The organism is Streptomyces sp. NPDC026301 (assembly GCF_055567935.1).
This window is the reverse complement of sequence record NZ_JBVHPN010000010.1, coordinates 63,662-86,017: the sequence shown is the minus strand read 5'-3', so window position 1 is coordinate 86,017 and position 22,356 is coordinate 63,662. Positions and strand designations below refer to the sequence as shown.

The window sequence follows — 22,356 nt, the reverse complement described above, 5'->3', positions numbered from 1 at the left end:
ATGCATGGACGACAACCAGAAGGACCCCACCCCCGACGGCCGCCCCGCACTGGGGATCGGCATGGTCGGCTACGCCTTCATGGGCGCCGCGCACTCCCAGGGCTGGCGCACCGCGCCCCGGGTCTTCGACCTGCCGCTGCGCCCCGCCATGAACGCCGTCTGCGGCCGGGACGCCGGTGCCGTACGCGCCGCCGCCGACCGCCTCGGCTGGGCCGCGGCGGAGACCGACTGGCGGGCCCTGATCGCCCGCGACGACGTCGACCTGGTCGACATCTGCACGCCCGGCGACAGCCACGCCGAGATCGCCCTCGCGGCCCTCGAAGCGGGCAAGCACGTCCTGTGCGAGAAGCCGCTGGCCAACTCCGTCGCGGAGGCGGAGGCCATGGCGGCCGCCGCCGAGTCGGCACGGGCCCGCGGCCGGATCGCCATGGTCGGCTTCAACTACCGCCGCACGCCCGCGATGGCGCTCGCCCGGCGGTTCGTCGCGGAGGGCCGCATCGGTACGCTGCGCCAGCTGCGCGCCACGTACCTGCAGGACTGGCTGGTCGACGAGCGGGCGCCGATGAGCTGGCGGCTGCGCAAGGACAGCGCGGGCTCCGGCGCGCTGGGCGACCTCGGCGCGCATATCGTCGACCTCGCGCAGTACCTGGCGGGGGAGCTGCTGACGGGCGTCTCGGCGGTCACCGAGACCTTCGTACGGCAGCGGCCGCTGCCCTCGGGCGGTGGCACGGGCGAGGTGACGGTGGACGACGCGGCGCTGTTCACCGGCCGGTTCGCCTCGGGCGCGCTGGCGTCCTTCGAAGCCAGCCGGGTCGCGGCGGGCCGCAAGAACTCCCTCCGCATCGAGGCCAACGGCGACCGCGGCTCGCTCTCCTTCGACCTGGAACGCCTCAACGAGCTGTCCTTCCACGACCACACCGAACCGGCCGAGGCGGCGGGCTTCCGCCGCATCCTGGTCACCGAGCCGGACCACCCGTACCTGGAGGCGTGGTGGCCGCCGGGACACGGCCTCGGGTACGAGCACACCTTCGTCCACCAGGCCCGCGACCTGGTGCACGCCATCGCGGCGGGCACCGACCCCACGCCGTCCTTCGCCGACGGGCTGCGCGTACAGCGCGTACTGGCCGCCGTCGAGGAGAGCGCCGCGAAGAACTGCGTCTACACCCCCGTATCGGCCTGAGGAGGTCCCCTACCGTGCCACGCCAGTTCACTCTCTTCACCGGTCAATGGGCCGACCTCCCCCTGGAGGAGGTCTGTCGCATGGCCCGCGACTTCGGCTACGACGGACTGGAACTCGCCTGCTGGGGCGACCACTTCGAGGTGGACAAGGCGCTCGCCGACCCCGCCTACCTCGACTCGCGCCACGCGATGCTCGACAAGTACGGCCTCAAGTGCTGGGCGATCTCCAACCACTTGGTGGGCCAGGCGGTCTGCGATGCCATCATCGACGAGCGGCACCAGGCGATCCTGCCCGCCCGCATCTGGGGCGACGGCGAGGCCGAGGGCGTACGGCAGCGCGCCGCCGCCGAGATGAAGGACACGGCCCGCGCGGCCGCCGCGTTCGGCGTCGACACCGTCATCGGCTTCACCGGCTCGTCGATCTGGCACCTGGTCGCCATGTTCCCACCGGCCCCCGAGGCGATGATCGAGCGCGGTTACGAGGACTTCGCCGCGCGCTGGAACCCCATCCTCGACGTCTTCGACGCCGAAGGCGTGCGGTTCGCCCACGAGGTGCACCCGAGCGAGATCGCGTACGACTACTGGACCACCCAGCAGGCCCTGGACGCGGTCGACCACCGGCCCGCCTTCGGGCTCAACTTCGACCCGTCCCACTTCGTCTGGCAGGACCTGGACCCGGTCGGCTTCCTCTGGGACTTCCGCGACCGGATCTACCACGTCGACTGCAAGGAGGCCAGGAAGCGCCTCGACGGCCGCAACGGTCGGCTCGGCTCCCACCTGCCCTGGGGCGACCCGCGGCGCGGCTGGGACTTCGTCTCGGCCGGGCACGGCGACGTCCCCTGGGAGGACTGCTTCCGGATGCTGCGCTCGATCGGGTACGAGGGGCCGGTGTCGGTGGAGTGGGAGGACGCCGGCATGGACCGGCTGCAGGGCGCCCCCGAGGCGCTGGCCCGGCTCAAGGCGTACGACTACGAGCCGCCGACGGCGTCGTTCGACGCGGCGTTCGGCAGCGCGGACGCCTGACACTGACGCCTGACACACCACACTCCTTTGTCCTTCTGAGGGAAGAAGTCCTCGCTCTCTCGTGTCAAAGGTCTATCCGCAGCGAGCAAACGCGACTACCTTCGCCTCTGGTGTCACGTACATGTACATGAGGCTCGCACAGCGCACTGAACTCCCAGCACCGCCCACCGCACGGCACTTCAACCCGCCCGGGAGGCACCGCGTGCACAGAAGACGTCTCAGAATCCGCCCCGCCCTAGCCCTTTTCACGGGCGGCCTGCTCGCCGCAGGCTCGCTCGCGCTCGGCGTCACCCCCACCTCCGCGACGCCGGCCGCTCCAGCGGCCGCCGCCGAGGACTTCCAGCAGGTCACCCTCGCCAAGGGTGAGGCCGAGACGGGCGAGCCGATGACGCTCGCCGTCCTCCCCGACCGCTCGGTCCTGCACACGTCCCGCGACGGCACGCTCCGGCTGACCGACGCCACCGGCTACACCAAGGTCGCAGGCAAGCTCCCCGTCTACACACACGACGAGGAGGGCCTGCAGGGCGTCGGCGTGGACCCCGGCTTCAAGGACAACCGGTTCATCTACCTGTTCTACGCCCCGCCGCTGGACACCCCCACCGGTGACGCGCCCGACAACGGCACCGCCGCCGACTTCGCCAAGTTCGACGGCCTGAACCGGCTCTCCCGCTTCGTCCTCAAGGCGGACGGCACGCTGGACACCGCCAGCGAGAAGAAGATCCTGGAGGTGCCCACCTCGCGCGGCACCTGCTGCCACGTCGGCGGCGACATCGACTTCGACGCGCAGGGCAACCTCTACCTCTCCACCGGCGACGACTCCAACCCGTTCGCCTCCGACGGCTACACGCCCATTGACGAGCGCGCCGACCGCAACCCCGCGTACGACGCCCAGCGCAGCGCGGGCAACACCAACGACCTGCGCGGCAAGATCCTGCGTATCAAGGTCAAGGCCGACGGCTCGTACGACATCCCCGAGGGCAACCTCTTCGCGCCCGGCACCGAGAAGACCCGGCCCGAGATCTACGCCATGGGCTTCCGCAACCCCTTCCGGATGAGTGTCGACAAGCCCACCGGCATTGTGTACGTCGGTGACTACGGCCCCGACGCGGGCGCCGCGAGCCCGACCCGCGGCCCGGCCGGACAGGTCGAGTTCGCCCGCGTCACCAAGGCCGGCAACTACGGCTGGCCGTACTGCACCGGCGACAACGACGCCTACATCGACTACGACTTCGCCACCGGGAAGTCCGGCGAGGCCTTCGACTGCGCCGCGCCCAAGAACACCTCGGTCCACAACACGGGCCTGACCGACCTGCCGCCGGCCCAGGCCGCGTGGATACCGTACGACAACGCCTCCGTACCGGAGTTCGGCAGCGGCTCCGAGTCCCCGATGGGCGGCCCGGTCTACCGTTACGACGGCGCGCTCGACTCCAAGGTGAAGTTCCCCGAGGCATACGACGGCGACTTCTTCGCCGGTGAGTTCGGCCGCCAGTGGATCAAGCGGATCGAGAAGACCGACGACGGCACCGTCCAGTCCATCAACGCCTTCCCCTGGACCGGCACCCAGATCATGGACATGGCCTTCGGCCCCGACGGCGCGCTGTACGTACTGGACTACGGGCTGAACTGGTTCGGCGGCGACGAGCACTCCGCGCTGTACCGCATCGAGAACGCCACCGACGGCCACTCACCGGTCGCCGAGGCGAAGGTCGACCGCACCTCGGGCCAGGCGCCGCTGAAGGCGAAGTTCGGCGCGAGCGCGACCGACCAGGACGGCGACGCGGTGACGTACGCCTGGGACTTCGGCGACGGTGGCAAGTCCACGGCGCAGAACCCGACTCACACGTACAAGAAGAACGGCACCTACTCGGCGACCGTCACCGCCAAGGAAGCCACGGGCCGCACCGGTTCGGCCAGCGTGCACCTCACGGTCGGCAACACCGCGCCCAAGGTGACGCTCGAACTCCCCGGCAACGGGCAGCTCTTCACCTTCGGCGACAAGGTCCCCTTCAAGGTCAAGGTGACCGACCCCGAGGACGGCCGCATCGACTGCTCCAAGGTCACCGTCACCCACATCCTCGGCCACGACAGCCACGGCCACGCGGTCACCTCGGCGAACGGCTGCGAGGGCACCATCCAGACGCTGGCCGACGGTGAACACGACGCCAACGCCAACATCTTCGGGGTCTTCGACGCCGAGTACACCGACAAGGGCGCGAACGGCCAGCCGGCGCTGACCACCCACGCCCAGAGCGTCACCCAGCCGAAGCACCGCCAGGCCGAGCACTTCAGCTCCTCCCAGGGCGTGTCGGCCGTGAACCACACGCCGGCCCACGGCGGGAAGACCGTCGGCAATATTCACAACGGCGACTGGATCGCCTTCACCCCCTACATCGTCTCCAACGCCACGAAGCTGACCGCTCGGGTCGCCTCTGCGGGCGCCGGCGGCACGCTGGAGATCCGTACGGGCAAGCCCGACGGCAGGCTGCTCGGCACGGCGAAGGTGCCGGTGACCGGCGGCTGGGAGACGTACACCGACGTCAGCACGGCCATCGCCAAGCCGCCCGCCGGCACGACGACGCTCTACCTCGTCTTCAAGGGGAGCGGCACGGCGGCGCTGTACGACGTGGACGACTTCGAGATCACGACGGAGTGACCGCTCCGCGGTGATCAGGCGGGCGGGCCACCGGGTCCGCCCGCCCCTCGCCCCGCCCGCTCCTCGCCCCGCCACACCTGCTCAGAGCGACCTTGCCCAGCCACCCCCCGCTGCTGGAGGAAGGACTCCGCACATGCACGCGTACCAGCGCACCGTACGGCGGCACAGACGGCAGACCGTACAGCGGCTCGGCATCACCGCCGCGGCGGCCGCCGCCCTGCTCGCCACGATGGCGCTGCCCGGCGCCGCCGCACCCCAGGGTGGCGCGGGCGCGGCCGACGGCGCCCGGGTCCTGGTCTTCTCCAAGACCGCCGGCTTCCGCCACGACTCGATTCCGCAGGGCATCGCCACGGTCAAGGACCTCGGCGCGCAGCACGGCTTCGCCGTCGACGCGACGGAGGACGGCGGCGCCTTCACCGACGCCAACCTCGCCCGCTACGACGCCGTGGTCTTCCTCTCCACGACCGGCGACGTCCTCGACCCCGCCCAGCAGACCGCCTTCGAGAAGTACATCGGCAAGGGCGGCGGCTACGTCGGGGCGCACGCGGCCGCCGACACCGAGTACGACTGGCCCTTCTACGGCGGCCTGGCCGGCGCGTACTTCCAGTCGCACCCGGCCATCCAGCCCGCCACCGTACGTGTCGAGGACCGGGCCCACCCCGCCACCGCCCACCTGGCGGCGGCCTGGGACCGCACCGACGAGTGGTACAACTACCGCACCAACCCGCGCGAGCGCGCCCACGTCCTCGCCGCCCTCGACGAGTCGACGTACACCGGCGGCACGATGAGCGGGGACCACCCCCTCGCCTGGTGCCAGGAGTACCGCGGCGGCCGCGCCTTCTACACGGGCGCCGGCCACACCAAGGAGTCCTACGCCGAGCCCGCCTTCCGGACCCACCTCCTCGGCGGCATCCGGTATGCCACGGGCCAGGCCCAGGCCGACTGCCGACCGGAGACCGGCTACACCGCCCTCTTCGACGGCAGTGCGGCGAGCCTGAAGGGCTGGAAGCAGGCGGGCCCCGGCTCCTTCACCCTGAACGAGGACGACGCCACGCTCACCTCCACGGGCGGCATGGGCATGCTCTGGTACGCGGCCAAGGAGCAGCACGCCTACTCCCTGAAGCTGGACTGGAAGATGGCGAGCGAGTCCGGAGACGACAACTCGGGCGTCTACGTGGGCTTCCCCGCCTCCGACGACCCCTGGTCGGCGGTCGACAACGGCTACGAGATCCAGATCGACGCCACCGACACCCCCGACCACACCACCGGCTCCGTCTACGGCTTCCAGGCCGCGGACATCAAGGCCCGGGACGCGGCCCTGAACCCGCCGGGGGAGTGGAACACCTATGAGATCCGCGTCCAGGGCGAACGCCTGAAGGTCTTCCTCAACGGCCGCAAGATCAACGACTTCACCAACCACGACCCGGCCCGCTCCCTGCGCCAGGGCTACGTCGGCATCCAGAACCACGGCCCCGACGACCAGGTCGCCTTCCGCCACATCCGCATCAAGGAACTGGGGGAGAAGGGCGGTCGCGGGTGAGGGGGAACAGCGCGGGAGCTGCGTTCGGTCGGGACAGCGGTGCTGTGAGTGCGGATGAGGAGACGGGAGGGCGTATGGGTACGGAAAGTGGTTCGGGTTCGGGTTCGGGTTCCGGTTCGGGTTCCGGTTGGGGTTTGAGTTCTGGATCTGGGTCTGGGTCGGGGTCTGGGTCGGGGTCTGGATCTGGGTCGGGTTCGGGTTCCGGTCGTACGGGGGTGTGGCTGATCGGTGCGCGGGGATCGGTCGCGACGACCGTCGTCGCGGGCTGCGCGGCACTCGCCGCCGGGCTGCACGAGCCGACCGGCATGGTCACCGAGACCGCCGCGTTCGCCGACGTGTCGCTGCCGCCGCTCGCCTCACTCGTCTTCGGCGGCCACGACATCACGTCCTGCCCGCTGCCGAAGCGCGCCGAGCAGCTCGCCGCCGGTGGTGTCATGCCGCACGGCCTGCCCCGTTCCGTACACGCCGAACTCGCTGCCGCCGACGCCGAGATCCGCCCCGGCGGCCCGCAACCGGGAGACACCCGGGACGACGAGGCCCTGACCGCCGCCTTCGCCACGGATCTCCGTACGTTCCGCCGTACGCACCACCTGGACCGGGTGGTCGTGATCAACGTCGCTTCGACGGAACCGGGCGTGGGGGGAGAGGGGGCGGACCCGTCAGCGGAACGCCTCCCGGCCAGCTCCCTCTACGCGCTCGCCGCGCTCCGCGCCGGCTGCTCGTACGTCAACTTCACGCCTTCCACCGGCCTCCATCACCCCCTCCTCCGCGATACGGCCCGCTGCAGTGGCCTTCCGTACGCGGGCCGGGACGGCAAGACCGGCCAGACCCTGCTGCGCTCCGCCCTGGCGCCGATGCTGGCGCAGCGCGCGCTGGCCGTACGGGCCTGGTCCGGTACGAACCTGCTCGGCGGGGGAGACGGCGCCGCACTCGCCGACCCGGCCGCCGCTGCCGCGAAGAACGCGGGCAAGGCCGCCGTACTCCGTGACACCCTCGGCGAACTCCCGCCCGGCGACCTGCACATCGACAACGTTCCGGCACTGGGCGACTGGAAGACGGCGTGGGACCACGTCGCGGTCGACGGTTTCCTCGGCAGCCGGGTGATCCTCCAGACCATCTGGCAGGGCTGCGACTCGGCCCTCGCCGCCCCGCTCGTCCTGGACCTGGCCCGCCTGGTGTCGGCCGCTCACGCGGCCGGCCTCAGTGGCCCGCTCCCCGGACTCGGCTTCTACTTCAAGGACCCGGACAGCGGCCCGGCCGCCCTGTCGGACCAGTACACGGCGCTCACCACCACCTTCGCCACCCGCCTCCGGGAGGCGCACCGGTGATCCCTCTCCCGCGCTTCCTCCGCAACGGCGAGGGCCCCCGCCGAGGCAACGGCTTCGACGGCGAGGGCCCCCGCCGAGGCAACGGTTCCGACCGCGAGGGCGCCTGCCGAGGCAACGGTTCCGACGGCGAGGGCGTCCGCCGCCCTCTCCGCGCCTGGGCGGAGCTGCTCCGGATCTCCGCTCCGGCCAGCGTCCCCGGCGACCTTCTCGCCGGGGCGGCCGCCGCCGGGCTGCGCCCCAACGCCCGTACGGCGCTGGCCGCCTGCTCCTCCCTCTGCCTGTACGAAGCCGGCATGGCCCTGAACGACTGGGCCGACCGCGACATCGACGCCCTCGAACGCCCGCACCGCCCCATCCCCTCCGGCCGCATCACCCCCGGCGCTGCCCTCGCCGCGGCCGGCGGGCTGACAGCGGCGGGGCTGGCGTGCGCGGCGGCGGCCGGCCGCCCGGCCCTGGCCACCGCCACCGCCCTGGCCGCCACGGTCTGGGCCTACGACCTGCACCTCAAGAACACCCCCGCCGGCCCCACCGCCATGGCCTGCGCCCGCGCCCTCGACCTCCTCCAGGGCGCCGTCGCGACGCCGGGCAGGGGCGGTGGTGCGAGTGCGGGTGCGGGCGGTGGTACGGGTGCGGGCACTGGGGCGGGCGGTGGTACGGGTACGAGTACGGGCACTGGGGCGGGCCGCGGTACGGGTACGAGTGGGGCGGCTCTCCGCGCCCTCCCCTCGGCCGCCCTGCTCGGCGCGCACACCTTCACCGTCACCACCGTCTCCCGCCGCGAAACCCAGGGCTCCTCCTCGTCCCTGCCCCTCCTCGCCCTCGCCGCCGTGACCGCACTCGCCAACGCGGCAGCCGGCCGCTTCCCCTCCCGCCCGGCCTCCGGTGACAACGCAACCCGATCACCTGCGCAAGCCAACGCACCCCGACCACCTGCGCAAGGCAACGCAGCCCCGCCGCCTGCGCGAGACAGCACCGCCCCGCCGCCCGCGCAAGGCGGCAAGGTCTCCACCGGCAGCGGAGGGCTGACAGCCACCTCGGCGCGGGCCCTCGCACCCCCTCTCCTCGCCGCGGGCTACGCGGTCACCGCCGCCCGCCCCCTCCTCGTCGCCGCGCTCAACCCGTCACCCCACTTCCTCCAACGGGCCGTCGGCGGCGGCATCCGCGCGATGATCCCGCTGCAGGCGGCCCTCGCCGCACGAGCCGGTGCACCGGCCACCGGCGCGGCGGTGCTCGCGCTCATCCCCGTCGCCCGTCGCCTGTCCCGAAAGGTCAGCCCGACATGACCCCAACACCCCCACCACGGGACAAGCCCCGCTCACCGCACTCCCCGGCTTCGCCGCCCCTCCGCCTCGCCTACGGAACCAACGGCCTCACCGACCTCCGTCTGACCGACGCCCTGGCCCTCCTCTCCGACCTCGGCTACGACGGTGTCGCGCTCACCCTCGACCACATGCACCTCGACCCCCTCGCCCCGGGCCTGGCCGCCCGCACGGCGCGGGTGGCCGACACCCTGCGCGACACGGGCCTCGCCGTCGCGATCGAGACCGGCGCCCGCTACGTACTCGACCCGTATCGCAAACACCACCCCACCCTCATCGACCCCGACCCGGACGCCCGCGCCGCCCGCACCGACCTGCTGCGCACCGCCGTACGCGTCGGCGCGGACCTGGGCGCCACCGCCGTCCACTGCTTCAGCGGCATACGCGACCCCGGCAGCACGGACGCCGACTCATGGCAGCGCCTCGCCGCCGCCCTGGACCCCGTCGCCGCGGCGGCCTCGGACGCCGGGCTGCCGCTCGCCGTGGAACCGGAACCCGGCCACCTCCTCTCCGACCTCGCTGCCTTCCACCACCTCCGTACGGTCATGGGCGCCCCCGACCCGGACATACTCGGGCTGACCCTCGACATCGGCCACTGCCAGTGCCTGGAACCGGCCCCGCCCGCCGACTGCATCCGTGCCGCCGCGCCCTGGACCCGGCACGTCCAGCTGGAAGACATGCGCCGCGGCGTCCACGAACACCTTCCCTTCGGTGACGGCGAGATCGACTTCCCGCCGGTACTCGCCGCCCTCCGCGACACGGCCTACCGCGGCCTGGTCAGCGTCGAGCTGCCCCGCCACTCCCACGCCGGCCCCGAACTGGCCCGCACCTCCCTTCACTTCCTCCGTTCCCACCTCTCCGAACCAGCCTTTTCGGTCCCGGCGCTGTCCGCCGCGAGCCGCAGCGGAGGTGACCCGTGCTGACCTCCGACCTGACCCCGGACGACCCCTGGATCACCCGTCTCGACAAGGCACTCCGCGACCGCCTCGGCGCCGGCGCCCGCGCCTGGCTCGACGAGGCCCTGACCGAAGCCACCACCCACGCCACCGGTGGCACCCACGGCGGCGGAGCCACCCCCAGTGCCCCGGAGGCCGACGGACCCCGCTCTGCGGAGGCCGGGACCACCGCCCCCGCCCCCGCCCGACGCTCGCCGTCGTCGGCCGCCGCCCCCACTTGGGAGACCCGCTTCGCCGCTGCCGGGAGGCACTGCGTGCGGAGGGAACCGCCGCATCATGCCGACCCGGAGGCCGCCGAGGCCGCGCGAGTGCTGATCCTGTGCGCCGCCCGCGCCGACGGCGCCACCGTCACCCGGCTGTACGAGCACGGCACGGCCGCCGAACGCCGGGCCGTACTCCTCGCACTCCCGCACCTGCCGGCCCCGCCGCCGCGCACGGACGGCACGACCAGCACCGCCGACTCGACCAGTACGACCGGCACGGACGACCCGTACGGCCTGCCGCTCATCGAGGACGCCCTGCGGACGAACGACACGCGGCTGGTGGCCGCGGCCGTGGGCCCGTACGCCGCACGGCACCTCGATGCGCACGCCTGGCGGCACGCCGTACTCAAGTGCCTGTTCACCGGAGTGCCGGTGGACGCCGTCGCCGCTCTCGCCGAACGCTCCCGCGGCGATGCCGAACTCGCCCGGATGCTCGACGACTACGCCCGTGAACGCACCTCGGCCGGCCGTCCCGTACCCGACGATCTGGCTCGCGTGCTCGCTCTCACCCAGCTGTCCCCCCTGTCCGCCGACGCATCCGCCGACCTGCCCAACGACGTGGCCGCCGGCTCGTCCGGCCGAGCGTCCGCTGATCCGTCCCCCGAGGAGGCGTAACCCCGATGCGTATCTTCGATCCGCACATCCACATGACCTCCCGCACCACCGACGACTACGAGGCCATGTACGCGGCCGGCGTGCGTGCCCTCGTCGAACCGGCCTTCTGGCTGGGGCAGCCGCGGACCTCACCGGAGAGCTTCTTCGACTATTTCGACTCCCTTCTCGGCTGGGAGCCCTTCCGGGCCGCCCAGCACGGCATCGCCCATCACTGCACCATCGCGCTCAACCCCAAAGAGGCGAACGACCCCCGCTGTACCCCCGTCCTCGACGCCCTGCCCCGCTACCTCGTAAAAGACTCGGTCGTCGCCGTCGGCGAGATCGGCTACGACTCGATGACCCCGGCCGAGGACACCGCCCTGGCCGCCCAGCTCCAACTGGCCGCGGACCACGGCCTCCCGGCCCTCGTCCACACCCCCCACCGCGACAAGTCCGCCGGGCTCAAACGCACCCTCGACGTCCTGCGCGAATCCGACCTGCCCCCCGATCACGTCGTCCTGGACCATCTCAATGAGACAACGGTAGGGGACGCCACTGACAGTGGCTGCTGGCTGGGCTTTTCCATCTATCCGGACACCAAGATGGACCCGGAACGGATGGTGCGGATCCTCCGCGTGCACGGCACGGAGCGGATCCTCGTCAACTCCGCGGCGGACTGGGGCCGCAGCGACCCGCTCAAGACGCGGCACGTCGGCGAGGCGATGCGCGCCGCCGGATTCTCCGACGACGACGTGGATCAGGTGCTGTGGCGCAACCCCGTCGCCTTCTACGGCCAGAGCGGCCGGCTCTCCCTCGACATCGCCGACCCCGGCGCCCTCCACGAGGGCAACTCCATCCTCCGCGGCGGGGAATGAGGAGGCGGCGGACCCATGCGCTTCCGGCACCCCGACGGTTCCACCGTCCACCTCGCGTACTGCACCAACGTCCACCCCGCCGAGACGCTCGACGGCGTGCTGGCCCAGCTGCGCGACCACTGTGAGCCCGTACGCAAACGGCTGGGCCGGGACCGGCTCGGCATCGGACTCTGGCTCGCCCGCGCCGCGGCCCGCGCGCTGACATCTGACCCCGTGGCGCTCCGCCGGCTGCGCCGGGAGCTGGACGCGCGCGGCCTCGAGGTCGTCACCCTCAACGGATTCCCGTACGAGGGGTTCGGTGACAGCCGCGTCAAGTACCGGGTCTACCGGCCGGACTGGACCGAGCCGGCCCGGCTGGAGTACACGGCCGACCTCGCCCGGCTGCTGACCGCACTGCTCCCGGACGACGCCGCCGAGGGCACCATCTCCACTCTGCCGCTCGCCTGGCGTACGGATTTCGACGAGCACCGGCGTGCGACCGCGATGGCCGCGCTCCGCACTCTCGCCGCGCGCCTGGACGCGCTCCAGGACACCACCGGCCGCAGCATCCGCGTCGGCCTGGAGCCGGAGCCCGGCTGCACGATCGAGACCCTGGCCGATGCCCTCGGCGCGCTGACCGGCGCGCCGGCCATTCCGGGCATCCCGCCCCACCGCATCGGCGTCTGCGTCGACACCTGTCACCTCGCCACCTCCTTCGAGGAACCGGGACCGGCCCTGGACGCGCTGCACCGGGCGGGCATCCCCGTCGTCAAGACGCAGCTGTCCGCCGCCCTGCACGCCGAACACCCCGAACGGGCCGACGTCCGCGCCGCGCTCGGCGCCTTCGCCGAGCCCCGCTTCCTGCACCAGACCCGCACCCGGAACGCCGACGGCCTCCTTCTCGCCACGGACGACCTGGACGAGGCGCTCGGCGATGCGCTCGACGACGGGCTCGGCGAGGTGCTCGGCGACGGCGTGGGGGAGCGGACGGGGCTTCCCACCACCGCCCCCTGGCGCGCCCACTTCCACGTACCGCTGCACGCGCCGCCGCAGCCCCCGCTCACCTCGACCCTCCCCGTACTCCAGGACACCCTCGCCCATCTCGTCGGCCCGGCCGCGCCACCGCGCACCCACCACCTGGAGGTCGAGACGTACACCTGGCAGGCGCTGCCGCCCGAGCTGCGGCCGCGCACCCGCGCCCGGCTCGCCGACGGCATCGCCGCCGAACTCGCCCTCGCCCGCGACCTGCTGACCGACCTCGGCCTCAAGGAGCTGCCATGACCGCGCACGAGAGCAGCCCCGGAGACACCGCGGCGCCGTCCACAGACGCCGCGCCGCCCCAGCCCCTCCTCGTCCTCGACGTCGTCGGCCTCACCCCCCGGCTCCTCGACCACATGCCGCACCTCAAGGCGCTGGCCGCGGCCGGCTCGTACACCCCGCTGCGTACCGTCCTGCCGGCCGTCACCTGCACCGTCCAGTCGACCTTCCTCACCGGCGCGCCGCCCTCCCAGCACGGCATCGTCGGCAACGGCTGGTACTTCCGCGACGTCGGCGAGGTCCACCTCTGGCGGCAGCACAACGCCCTCGTGGGCGGCGACAAGCTCTGGGACGCGGCCCGCCGCGCCCACCCGGGCTACACCGTCGCCAACATCTGCTGGTGGTACGCCATGGGCGCGGACGTCGACTGGACCGTCACGCCCCGGCCCATCTACTACGCCGACGGCCGCAAGGAACCCGACTGCTACACCCGGCCGCCCGCCCTCCACGACGAGCTGACCGAACTGCTCGGCCCCTTCCCGCTCTTCACCTACTGGGGGCCCACGGCCTCGATCGCCTCCTCTCAATGGATCACCGACGCCAGCCGCCACATCCTGCGCACCCGCCACCCCGACCTCACTCTCACCTACCTCCCGCACCTGGACTACGACCTCCAGCGCTACGGGCCCGACGACCCCCGCTCGCACGCGGCCGCCGCCGCACTCGACGCCGTCATCGCGCCCCTCCTCGACGACGCCCGCGCGGCCGGCGTCACCGTCGTCGCCCTGTCCGAATACGGCATCACCCGCGCCCGCCGTCCCGTCGACATCAACCGCGCGCTGCGCCGGGCCGGCCTGCTGGAGGTGCACACCCAGGACGGGATGGAGTACCTCGACCCGACCGCGTCCCGCGCCTTCGCCGTCGCGGATCACCAGATCGCGCACGTCTACGTACGCCGCCCCGAAGACCTCGACGCGACCCGGGAAGCGCTCGCGGACCTCCCGGGGCTCGGCGAACTCCTCGACGACGCGGGCAAGAAGCAGCACGGGCTGGACCATCCGCGCGCCGGCGAACTCGTCGCCGTCGCCGAACCCGACGCGTGGTTCACGTACTACTACTGGCTCGACGACGCCCGGGCGCCGGACTTCGCGCGCCTCGTCGAGATCCACCGCAAGCCCGGCTACGACCCCGCCGAGCTCTTCATGGACCCGCGCGACCCCTACGTACGGCTACGCGCCGCCACCGCGCTCGCCCGCAAGAAGACCGGCATGCGCTACCGCATGGCCGTCGTCCCCCTCGATCCCGAGCCCGTGCGCGGCAGTCACGGGCGTATCCCGGACCACGAGGACGACGGACCCGTCCTGATCTGCTCCACCGCAGGCACGCTCACCACCCCCCTCGCTGCGACCGACGTGAAGTCCTTGCTCCTCAAGCTTGCCGCACGGCACTGACAATCGACCTTGGAGCCGTAATGACCAGCGACGTTCCCAACCCGCGCACCTCCCGCAACCCCGAGCTCGCGCGCCGGCTCGCCCGCCGCGGGTTCCTCGGCGTGGCCGCCGGCGCCACGGCGGCCGCCGTCCTCGGCGCCCAGCCGGCCCAGGCCGCCCAGTCCGGCCCGCGCACCGGCCCCGCCACGGCCGACGGCCACCGCCCCGTCGTTCCGCCGGGCCGCCTCGGCATCCAGCTCTACACGCTCCGCGACCAGACGGCCTCCGTCGGCTTCGCCAGAGTCTTCGAAGAGCTGGCCCGCTACGGATACGACGAGGTGGAGTTCGCGGGCTACACCCAGGGCTCGGCCGGCGCCATCACCCTGGCGCAGCTCAAGCGCCTCATGAAGGACAACGGGCTGCGCGGCATCGGCAGCCACGTCGGCTACTACTCGTCCGACCCGAAGGCGTACACCTTCGCCACCAACCTCACCAAGGTGCTCGACGACGCCCAGGCCCTCGGCCTGCCGTACGTGGGCACCGCCTCCGGGCCCAACCGCTACGGGAACACCGTCGACGGCTGGAAGCGCGCGGCCGCGGACTTCAACGCCTACGGGGCGGCGGCCAAGGCCCGCGGCATGCACTTCTACCAGCACAATCACGCGGACGAGTTCGCCTTCGCCACGGACAACCCGAAGGTGCGGCTCTACGACGTCCTCCTGGCCGAGACCGACTCCAGCCTCGTGCGTCTCGAAATGGACATCTATTGGGCTTATGTCGCCCAGTACCGCTTCTCCAAGCGGCCCGACGGCACGCCCGCGCCCTTCGAACCGCTCGACTACGTCCTCGCCGACCCCGCCCGCTACCCGCTCTTCCACGTCAAGGACGGCGAGCACGACGAGGCGGCACGCGACGGCTACCACATGGTGGACGTGGGCGACGGCGACATCGACTACCGGCACTTCCTGAGCCGCGTGGGCCGCCTGCCCAACCGCAAGTACCACAACTGGATCGTTGAACGAGACGACGCCGTCGACCCCGCCGCCAACCCCGCCGGCTCCCTCACCACGGCCCGCCGCTCCGCGTCCCACCTCCGCCACCTGCGGGGATAGCCACGACTCCGGCGCAGGACGGCCGGCCGCCGCCTGAGGCAACCACTCCGTGAGACGGCGGTTCCGTCCCTTACGTGCTCCTCGTCCGGGCCGGGTAATGTGCCCCACGATCACGCACTACCCGACCCAGATTGGCGACACCACATGAGCGAGTGGACGCCCGCCGCGCCGACCACGGCCGGCGGAGAACCGCGCTCCGACGCGGCCTCCGTATCGGACGAGGCGGCGCGGGAGCGGCTGCTGTACCTGCGCGGCTCCATCGACAACCTCGACGCCGCCCTGGTGCACCTGCTCGCCGAGCGCTTCAAGTGCACGCAGCAGGTCGGCGAGCTCAAGGCCCGGCACAGCCTGCCGCCCGCCGACCCGGCCCGTGAGGCCACGCAGATCGACCGGCTGCGCCGGCTCGCCGAGGACGCCAAACTCGATCCGGCATTCGCCGAGAAGTTCCTCAACTTCATCATCGAAGAGGTCGTCCGGCACCACAAAGCGATCGCGCAGAACGCGGGAGGGGACGCGGCGCACGGCGGCTGACAGCCGCCGTGCCGCGCCCCGCCCTACGGGGTCAGCCCGCCACCCCCGCCCGTTCCGCCGGCCGCTTCAGGAACAGCGACAGCACGGCCGCCAGCAGCCCCACACAGCCCGCTGTGGCGTACGCGCCGTCGTAGCCCCAGGCGGCCACCACCGCGGCGCCCAGGCCGCCGCCCAGCAGCCCGGAGACCAGCTTCGAGCTGTAGACCAGGCCGTAGTTGGAGGCGTTGTTGTTCTCGCCGAAGTAGTCCGGTACGAGGGCGGCGAAGAGCGGGAAGAACGCGCCGCCGCCGAAGCCGGACACGAAGGCGAAGACCAGGAACAGCGGCTGGTTGGCGCTCTCGCCCGCCCACAGGACGCCGAACTGCGCGAGCCCGAGGACGAGGCACACGTAGGTCAGCGTCAGTCGCCGCCCGAGGCGGTCCGAGAGCCAGCCCACGACGCCGCGCCCGGTGCCGTTGACCACCGACATGATGCCCATGGAGGACGCCGCGACCAGTGGGCCGAAGCCGACGTCCTTGGCGAACGGCACCTGGAAGGAGATGCCGAAGATCGACACACCCGCGGTGCACAGCAGGCACGCCCACATCAGGGGCAGCATCTTGGTACGCACCGCCTCGCGGGGCGTGAACTGACCCGCTGCCGGCGGGTTCTTGCGCAGCGCCTGCGCCGTCCGCCCCGTACGGGGACGCGCGAGCGGGTCGACGTGATCCGGCCACCAGTTCTTCGGCGGGTCCTTGAAGAACATCCCCGCCACCGCCGTCACCAGCAGCACGTACAGGCCCACCAGGTCCAGCACCCCGCGGTAGTTCCCGGCATCGAAGCCGTACGAGAAGAGGAAGATGAACGGCACCGCACCGTAGGCGAAGCCGCCGTTGACGAAACCCGTCTTGCCGCCCCGCCGCTCCGGATACCACTTCCCGACCGTATTGATGCACGTCGCGTACACCAGGCCGGAGCCGGTACCGCCGAGCACACCGAAGCCGACGATCGCCCACCACAGGGACGGCGCGTGCGCGAGGCTCACGAAGCCCAGCAGCGCCAGGCCCGAGCCGGCCAGCATCGCCGCCCGGCTGGTCAGTACGCCCTTCTCGCGCAGCCGGCCGGCCGGGAAGGCCACCGTCGCCTGGAAGAAGACCCACACGCTCAGCACCCAGAACGTTCCGGTGTGGCTCCAGTGGTGCGCCTCGGAGAGCGTCGATTCGGCGGCCCCGTAGGCGTACTCGAACACGCTGATGCCCATCATGGCCACCCAAGGCAGCAGCACCATGGTCCAGCGCGGATAGCCCAGGATCTCCCGGTCCGTGACACCGACCCGGTAGACCCGGCCCTGCGCGTCGGTGAGGTCACGTACCCGGCCCGCTCTCGGGGCCGTGATGTCCTCTGCGGTCATCTCACATCGCCTCCCTGCTGATCGGACGCGGATTGGGCTGGATGGCGCGCACGGCCGGCCGGCCCGGCTGGCGCAGGAACACGGCCAGCACGGCCGAGAAGAAGCCGATGCCGCCGGCGAGCACGAAGGCGCCCCGGTAGTCCCAGGCACCCACCACGACCGCGCCCAGGCCCGAGCCGACCAGCCCGGAGACGAGCTTGGAGCTGTAGACCATCCCGTAGTTCGTGGCGTTGTTGTTCTCACCGAAGAAGTCGGCGGTCATCGCGGCGAACAGCGGGAAGATCGCGCCGCCGCCGAATCCGGAGACCATCGAACAGATCAAGAAGAAGGGCAGGCTCTGCAGCGTCCCCGAGACGAGCACGCCGATCTGCGCGCTGCCCAGCACCAGGCACACGAAGATGAGCGTGTTGCGCCGCCCGTACCGGTCGGAGATCCAGCCGATGACGCCGCGCCCGGTGCCGTTGACGATCGCCTTCAGGGACATCGCGGTGGCCACGATGCCGCCCGCGAAGCCCATGTCCTTCCCGAAGGGCACCTGGAAGGCGATGCCGAAGATGTTGATGCCGGCCGTACAGAGCAGGCAGAACCACATCATCCACAGGGCGGGCGTGCGGGCCGCCTCGGCGGGCGTGTACTGCTTGACCGCCGGCGGGTTCTTCGCGAGCGCTCGCCGGATCCGCGGGTCGTCGGAGACCGACAGCGGGTCGACGTGCTCCGGCCACCAGTTCTTCGGCGGGTCCTTGAAGAACCACCCGGCGCTCGCCACGATCACCAGCAGCACCGCGCCGACGGAGACCAGCACCACTTGGTAGTTGCTGAGGTCCAGATAGGCGGTGAAGAGGAAGACGAATGGCACGGAGCCGTACGCAAAACCGCCGTTGACCAGGCCCGTCTTGCCGCCCTTGCGCTCCGGATACCACTTGCCGACCATGTTCACGCAGGTCGCGTAGACCAGCCCGGCGCCCGTCCCGCTGAACGCGCCGAAGCCGATGTACGCGACGACGACGTGCGGGGCGTACGCCAGGGAGAGGTACCCCAGAAACGTCCCCACGGCGCCCAGCATCATGGCGTTACGGGCCGGCAGCCGGCCGCTCTCGCGCAGCTTCCCCGCCGGGAACGCCACCGCCGCCTGGAAGAACACCCACACACCCAGCAGCCAGAAGATGTGCCCGCTGCTCCACAGATGCGCGTCGTGCAGGGTGTCCTCGGCCGAGGTGAAGGCGTATTCCGACGAGCTGATGCCCATCATGCCGACCCACGGGAGGAGCACCATCGTCCAGCGGGGCCGGCCCAGGATGTCCCGGTCGCGCTCGCCGATCCGGTACACCCGTCCGTTGCGGTCCCGCACCTCCCGGTACGGGGCACCCGCTGGGGCATCGGTTGTTGTCATGTCGAACCCCTTGCGTCGAAGAAGCCTGGCCAGCGCCCCCTGTCCGGTTCTCTTCGTGCTCGCGGGACTCGCACCACCGGGTCACGTCATGACGCGCCTCCCAGCAGCCCCGCCGCCCGTGCCCAGCGGTACTTCGCGCCGAGCACCGCGACCGGGCGCTCGGTGGTGTACGGGTACGCGACCACCCCGCGCTCGAAGAGGTACGCGCAGGCTTCCTCGACCTCGGTGTCTCCGGCGAGCGACGCCACCACCGGCTTTTCGATGCCCCGGTCGCGGAACTCCGCGACGACGCGGGCCGTTAGCTCGGCAAAGACCATGGGAGGGGTGACGATCGTATGCCAGTAACCCAGCACCAGCGCGTGGATGCGCGGGTCCTCCATGCCCAGCCGGATCGTCGCCTCATAGGTCGACGGAGGCTCGCCGCCGGTGATGTCCACGGGGTTGCCCGCCGCGCCGAAGGGCGGGATGAAGCGCCGGAAGGCCGCGTCCAGGTCGCCCGGGATCTCCATCAGCGACAGCCCGTTGTCCACGATCGCGTCGGAGAGCAGCACCCCGGAGCCGCCGGCGCCGGTGATGATGACGACGTTGTCACCCTGCGGCGTGGGCAGCACGGGCAGCGCTCGCGCGTACTCGAGCATGTCGTTCAGGCCCGGGGCCCGGATGACGCCCGCCTGCCGCAGGATGTCGTCGTACACCGCGTCGTCGCCGGCCAGCGCGCCGGTGTGCGAGCCCGCGGCCCGCGCCCCCGCGCTCGTACGCCCCGCCTTGAGCACCACGATCGGCTTCTTGCGCACGGTCTCCCGCGCCGCCTCGACGAAGGCACGGCCGTCCTTGAGGTCCTCCAGGTGCATCGCGATGCACTTGGTGTTCTCGTCCTCGCCGAAGTAGGTGAGCAGGTCGTCCTCGTCCACGTCCGACTTGTTGCCGAGCCCGACGATCGCCGAGACACCGGTCTTCGTGGACCGGGCGAAGCCCAGTATCGCCATGCCGATGCCACCGGACTGCGAGGTCAGCGCGACGGACCCCTTCACGTCGTACGGGGTGCAGAAGGTCGCGCACAGATCCTGCCAGGTGGAGTAGTAGCCGTAGATGTTCGGCCCCAGCAGGCGTACGCCGTACTCCTCGCCGATCGCCACGATCCGCTCCTGCAGCGCGTGCTCGCCGGTCTCCGCGAAGCCCGACGGGATCAGCACGGCGTTCGGTATCCCCTTGCGGCCGACCTCCTCCAGGGCCGCGGGCACGAACTTCGCGGGTATGGCGAAGACCGCCACATCCACCTCTCCCGGCACATCCATCACTGTCTTGTACGCCTTGCGGCCGAGGATGTCATCGGCCTTGGGGTTCACCGGGTAAATGTCCCCGGGGAAGCCGCCGTCGATGAGGTTGCGCATCACCGAGTTGCCGATCTTCCCCGGCTCGCCGGACGCGCCGATGACCGCGGCGGACCGCGGCCGCATCAGCCGCCGCATCGCGCCCAGGATCTCCTCGCGCGAGTAGCGCCGGCGCTCCTTGGCGGGACCTTCGCTGAGCAGTACGCGCACATCGGCGGCGACCACCCCGTCCGCCGAGGCGAACACCGGATTGAGGTCGACCTCCGCGATCTCCGGGAAGTCAGCGGCCAGCCGGGAGGCCCGTACGATCAGGTCGGCGAGCGCCGCGCGGTCCACGGCCGGGCGGCCCCGTACGCCACGCAGCACCTCCGCCGCCCGGATGCCGTCCAGCATCGACTCCGCGTCCGCGTGCGAGGCGGGCGCCAGCCGGAAGGTGACGTCCTTCAGCACCTCCACGAGCACCCCGCCCAGCCCGAAGGCCACGACCTTCCCGAAGGTCGGATCGGTGACCGCCCCGACGATCACCTCCTGACCGCCCTCGGGCACCATCTGCTGCACCTGCACGCCGCTGATCCGGGCCGCCGGGGCGTACGCCCGGGCGTTGCTCACGATCGCCGTGAAGGCGCCGCGCACCTCCGCCGCGGAGTTCAGGCCCACCCGCACCCCGCCCGCATCCGTCTTGTGCAGGATGTCCGGCGAGACGATCTTGAGTGCCACGGGGAAGCCGATCCGGTCCGCCAGCGCGACCGCGTCGTCCGCGCACTCCGCCAGCCCCTCGGCCGGCGTCGGAATCCCGTACGCGTCCGTGAGCAGCTTGCCTTCGGGAGCGGTGAGCGCGGTCCGCCCCTCGGAGCGCGCGGCCTGCAGCACGGCCCGCACCGCGTCCTTGTCGTACGCGGGCGCGGCACCGCCTGTGGCCGCCGCCTCTGTCGTCGTGTCCTGCGCCATCGGTCAGATCACTCCGTTCGCCTTGAGCAGTGCCACTTCCTCGTCGCCCAGCCCCAGTTCGCCGACGTACACCGCTTCGTTGTGCTCGCCGAGCAGCGGTGAGCGCTCGACGTCGACAGGGGAGTCGGACAGCTTCAGGGGCGAGCCGACGGTGGTGAAGGTGCCGCGCTCGGGGTGCGGGACTTCGACGACCATCTCGTTGGCGACCAGCGAGGCGTCCTCGATGATCTCCTTGGTGGACAGGATCGGACCGCACGGGATGTTGTGGGCGTTCAGCCGCTCCAGGACGTCCCACTTGGGCAGCGTCGAGGACCACTCCTCGATCAGCTGGAACATCTTCCCGAGCTTGGGAAGGCGTACCTCGGGAGTCGCCCAGTCGGGATCGTCGGCGAGTTCAGGGCGGCCGATCAGCTCGGTGACCGGCCGCCAGCCCACGGGCTGCACGATGACGTACACGTAGTCGTTCGGCCCGCCCGGCGCGCACTTGACGGCCCACCCGGGCTGCCCGCCGCCGGAGGCGTTCCCGGAGCGCGGCACTTCGTCCCCGAAGTCCTCGTTCGGATACTCGGCGAGCGGCCCGAGCGCGAGGCGCTGCTGGTCGCGCAGCTTCACCCGGCACAGGTTCAGTACGGCGTGCTGCATCGCCACGTTCACGCGTTGCCCGCGACCGGTGTTCTCCCGCTGGAAGAGGGCGGCGAGAATCCCCGCGACGGCGTGGATCCCGGTCCCGGAGTCGCCTATCTGGGCGCCGGTGGCGAGCGGCGGGCCGTCCTCGAAGCCCGTGGTCGACATCGACCCGCCCATGGCCTGGGCGACCACCTCGTACGCCTTGAAATTGGTGTACGGGCCCTCACCGAACCCCTTGATGGAGGCGTAGACGATCCGCGGATTGATCTCCTGTATGCGGTCCCAGGTAAACCCCATACGGTCCACCGCGCCCGGCCCGAAGTTCTCCACCATCACATCGGAGCGCCGGATCAGCTCGGTCAGGATCTCCTTGCCGCGCTCCGTCTTCGTGTTGAGCGTGATGCTCCGCTTGTTGCAGTTGAGCATCGTGAAGTAGAGGGAGTCGACGTCGGGCAGGTCGCGCAGCTGCCGGCGGGTGATGTCGCCGCTCGGCGCCTCCAGCTTGACCACGTCGGCACCCAGCCAGGCGAGCAGCTGCGTGGCGGACGGGCCGGACTGCACATGCGTCATGTCGAGGACGCGAATGCCTTCAAGTGCCTTGGTTCCACCGTGACTTGTCACCGCGCGGTCA

At 71.6% G+C, this 22,356-nt stretch carries 17 protein-coding genes; 13 read left to right on the top strand and 4 right to left on the bottom strand.

The features are described from left to right. The first annotated feature begins 4 nt into the window (after window positions 1–4). The 13 genes from ACZ4MH_RS19065 to ACZ4MH_RS19005 all read left to right on the top strand — a co-directional run bounded on the left by ACZ4MH_RS19065 (window position 5) and on the right by ACZ4MH_RS19005 (window position 16,039). The gene (locus ACZ4MH_RS19065; RefSeq protein WP_351598620.1) at window positions 5–1,180 is read left to right on the top strand and encodes a Gfo/Idh/MocA family protein; all 1,176 of its coding nucleotides are present in this window, start codon (window positions 5–7) and stop codon (window positions 1,178–1,180) included. A 14-nt stretch (window positions 1,181–1,194) separates the two neighbouring features. After that, a complete protein-coding gene (locus ACZ4MH_RS19060; RefSeq protein ID WP_351598622.1) occupies window positions 1,195–2,202 on the top strand; it encodes a sugar phosphate isomerase/epimerase family protein in 1,008 nt (335 codons plus the stop codon). Window positions 2,203–2,404: 202 nt separating this feature from the next. Next, a complete protein-coding gene (locus ACZ4MH_RS19055; RefSeq protein WP_351598624.1) occupies window positions 2,405–4,855 on the top strand; it encodes a PQQ-dependent sugar dehydrogenase in 2,451 nt (816 codons plus the stop codon). 133 nt (window positions 4,856–4,988) lie between these two features. Next, the gene (locus ACZ4MH_RS19050) at window positions 4,989–6,395 is read left to right on the top strand and encodes a ThuA domain-containing protein (RefSeq protein ID WP_467754585.1); all 1,407 of its coding nucleotides are present in this window, start codon (window positions 4,989–4,991) and stop codon (window positions 6,393–6,395) included. Between the two features lie 215 nt (window positions 6,396–6,610). Then, window positions 6,611–7,723, top strand: a complete 1,113-nt coding sequence (locus ACZ4MH_RS19045; protein WP_351598626.1) for an inositol-3-phosphate synthase — start codon at window positions 6,611–6,613, stop codon at window positions 7,721–7,723. Beyond that, complete coding sequence (locus ACZ4MH_RS19040; protein WP_351598628.1) at window positions 7,720–9,006, top strand: SCO3242 family prenyltransferase; 1,287 nt, start codon at window positions 7,720–7,722, stop codon at window positions 9,004–9,006. Before ACZ4MH_RS19045 ends, ACZ4MH_RS19040 begins: the two co-directional genes overlap by 4 nt. Next, window positions 9,003–9,965: a sugar phosphate isomerase/epimerase family protein gene (locus ACZ4MH_RS19035; protein ID WP_351598630.1), complete on the top strand. Its 963-nt coding sequence runs from the start codon at window positions 9,003–9,005 to the stop codon at window positions 9,963–9,965. The genes ACZ4MH_RS19040 and ACZ4MH_RS19035 overlap by 4 nt, the downstream gene beginning before the upstream one ends. Beyond that, complete coding sequence (locus ACZ4MH_RS19030; RefSeq protein WP_467754584.1) at window positions 9,959–10,876, top strand: EboA domain-containing protein; 918 nt, start codon at window positions 9,959–9,961, stop codon at window positions 10,874–10,876. The genes ACZ4MH_RS19035 and ACZ4MH_RS19030 overlap by 7 nt, the downstream gene beginning before the upstream one ends. Window positions 10,877–10,881: 5 nt before the next feature. Then, window positions 10,882–11,730 (top strand): TatD family hydrolase, encoded by an 849-nt coding sequence (locus ACZ4MH_RS19025; RefSeq protein WP_351598633.1) that lies wholly within the window; start codon window positions 10,882–10,884, stop codon window positions 11,728–11,730. Window positions 11,731–11,745: 15 nt separating this feature from the next. Beyond that, complete coding sequence (eboE, locus tag ACZ4MH_RS19020) at window positions 11,746–12,990, top strand: metabolite traffic protein EboE (protein WP_351598635.1); 1,245 nt, start codon at window positions 11,746–11,748, stop codon at window positions 12,988–12,990. Further along, the gene (locus ACZ4MH_RS19015; protein ID WP_351598637.1) at window positions 12,987–14,417 is read left to right on the top strand and encodes an alkaline phosphatase family protein; all 1,431 of its coding nucleotides are present in this window, start codon (window positions 12,987–12,989) and stop codon (window positions 14,415–14,417) included. The genes eboE and ACZ4MH_RS19015 overlap by 4 nt, the downstream gene beginning before the upstream one ends. A gap of 20 nt (window positions 14,418–14,437) precedes the next feature. Beyond that, window positions 14,438–15,508, top strand: coding sequence for a sugar phosphate isomerase/epimerase family protein (locus ACZ4MH_RS19010; protein WP_467754583.1), 1,071 nt, complete (start codon window positions 14,438–14,440; stop codon window positions 15,506–15,508). Window positions 15,509–15,652: 144 nt separating this feature from the next. Next, window positions 15,653–16,039, top strand: coding sequence for a chorismate mutase (locus ACZ4MH_RS19005; protein WP_351587950.1), 387 nt, complete (start codon window positions 15,653–15,655; stop codon window positions 16,037–16,039). Window positions 16,040–16,070: 31 nt separating this feature from the next. On the opposite strand, the gene ACZ4MH_RS19000 is transcribed toward ACZ4MH_RS19005, so the two are convergent. The 4 genes from ACZ4MH_RS19000 to frc all read right to left on the bottom strand — a co-directional run bounded on the left by ACZ4MH_RS19000 (window position 16,071) and on the right by frc (window position 22,346). After that, the gene (locus ACZ4MH_RS19000; protein WP_351587947.1) at window positions 16,071–17,429 is read right to left on the bottom strand and encodes an OFA family MFS transporter; all 1,359 of its coding nucleotides are present in this window, start codon (window positions 17,427–17,429) and stop codon (window positions 16,071–16,073) included. A 1-nt stretch (window position 17,430) separates the two neighbouring features. Next, entirely contained in the window at window positions 17,431–18,819 is a 1,389-nt protein-coding gene (locus tag ACZ4MH_RS18995; RefSeq protein WP_351587944.1) for an OFA family MFS transporter, read from the bottom strand. Between the two features lie 86 nt (window positions 18,820–18,905). Further along, window positions 18,906–21,098 carry an acetate--CoA ligase family protein gene (locus ACZ4MH_RS18990; protein WP_351587942.1) on the bottom strand — a complete coding sequence of 731 codons (2,193 nt, stop codon included), beginning with the start codon at window positions 21,096–21,098 and terminating at the stop codon, window positions 18,906–18,908. A 3-nt stretch (window positions 21,099–21,101) separates the two neighbouring features. Further along, a complete protein-coding gene (gene frc, locus ACZ4MH_RS18985) occupies window positions 21,102–22,346 on the bottom strand; it encodes a formyl-CoA transferase (protein WP_351587939.1) in 1,245 nt (414 codons plus the stop codon). Window positions 22,347–22,356: the final 10 nt, after the last annotated feature.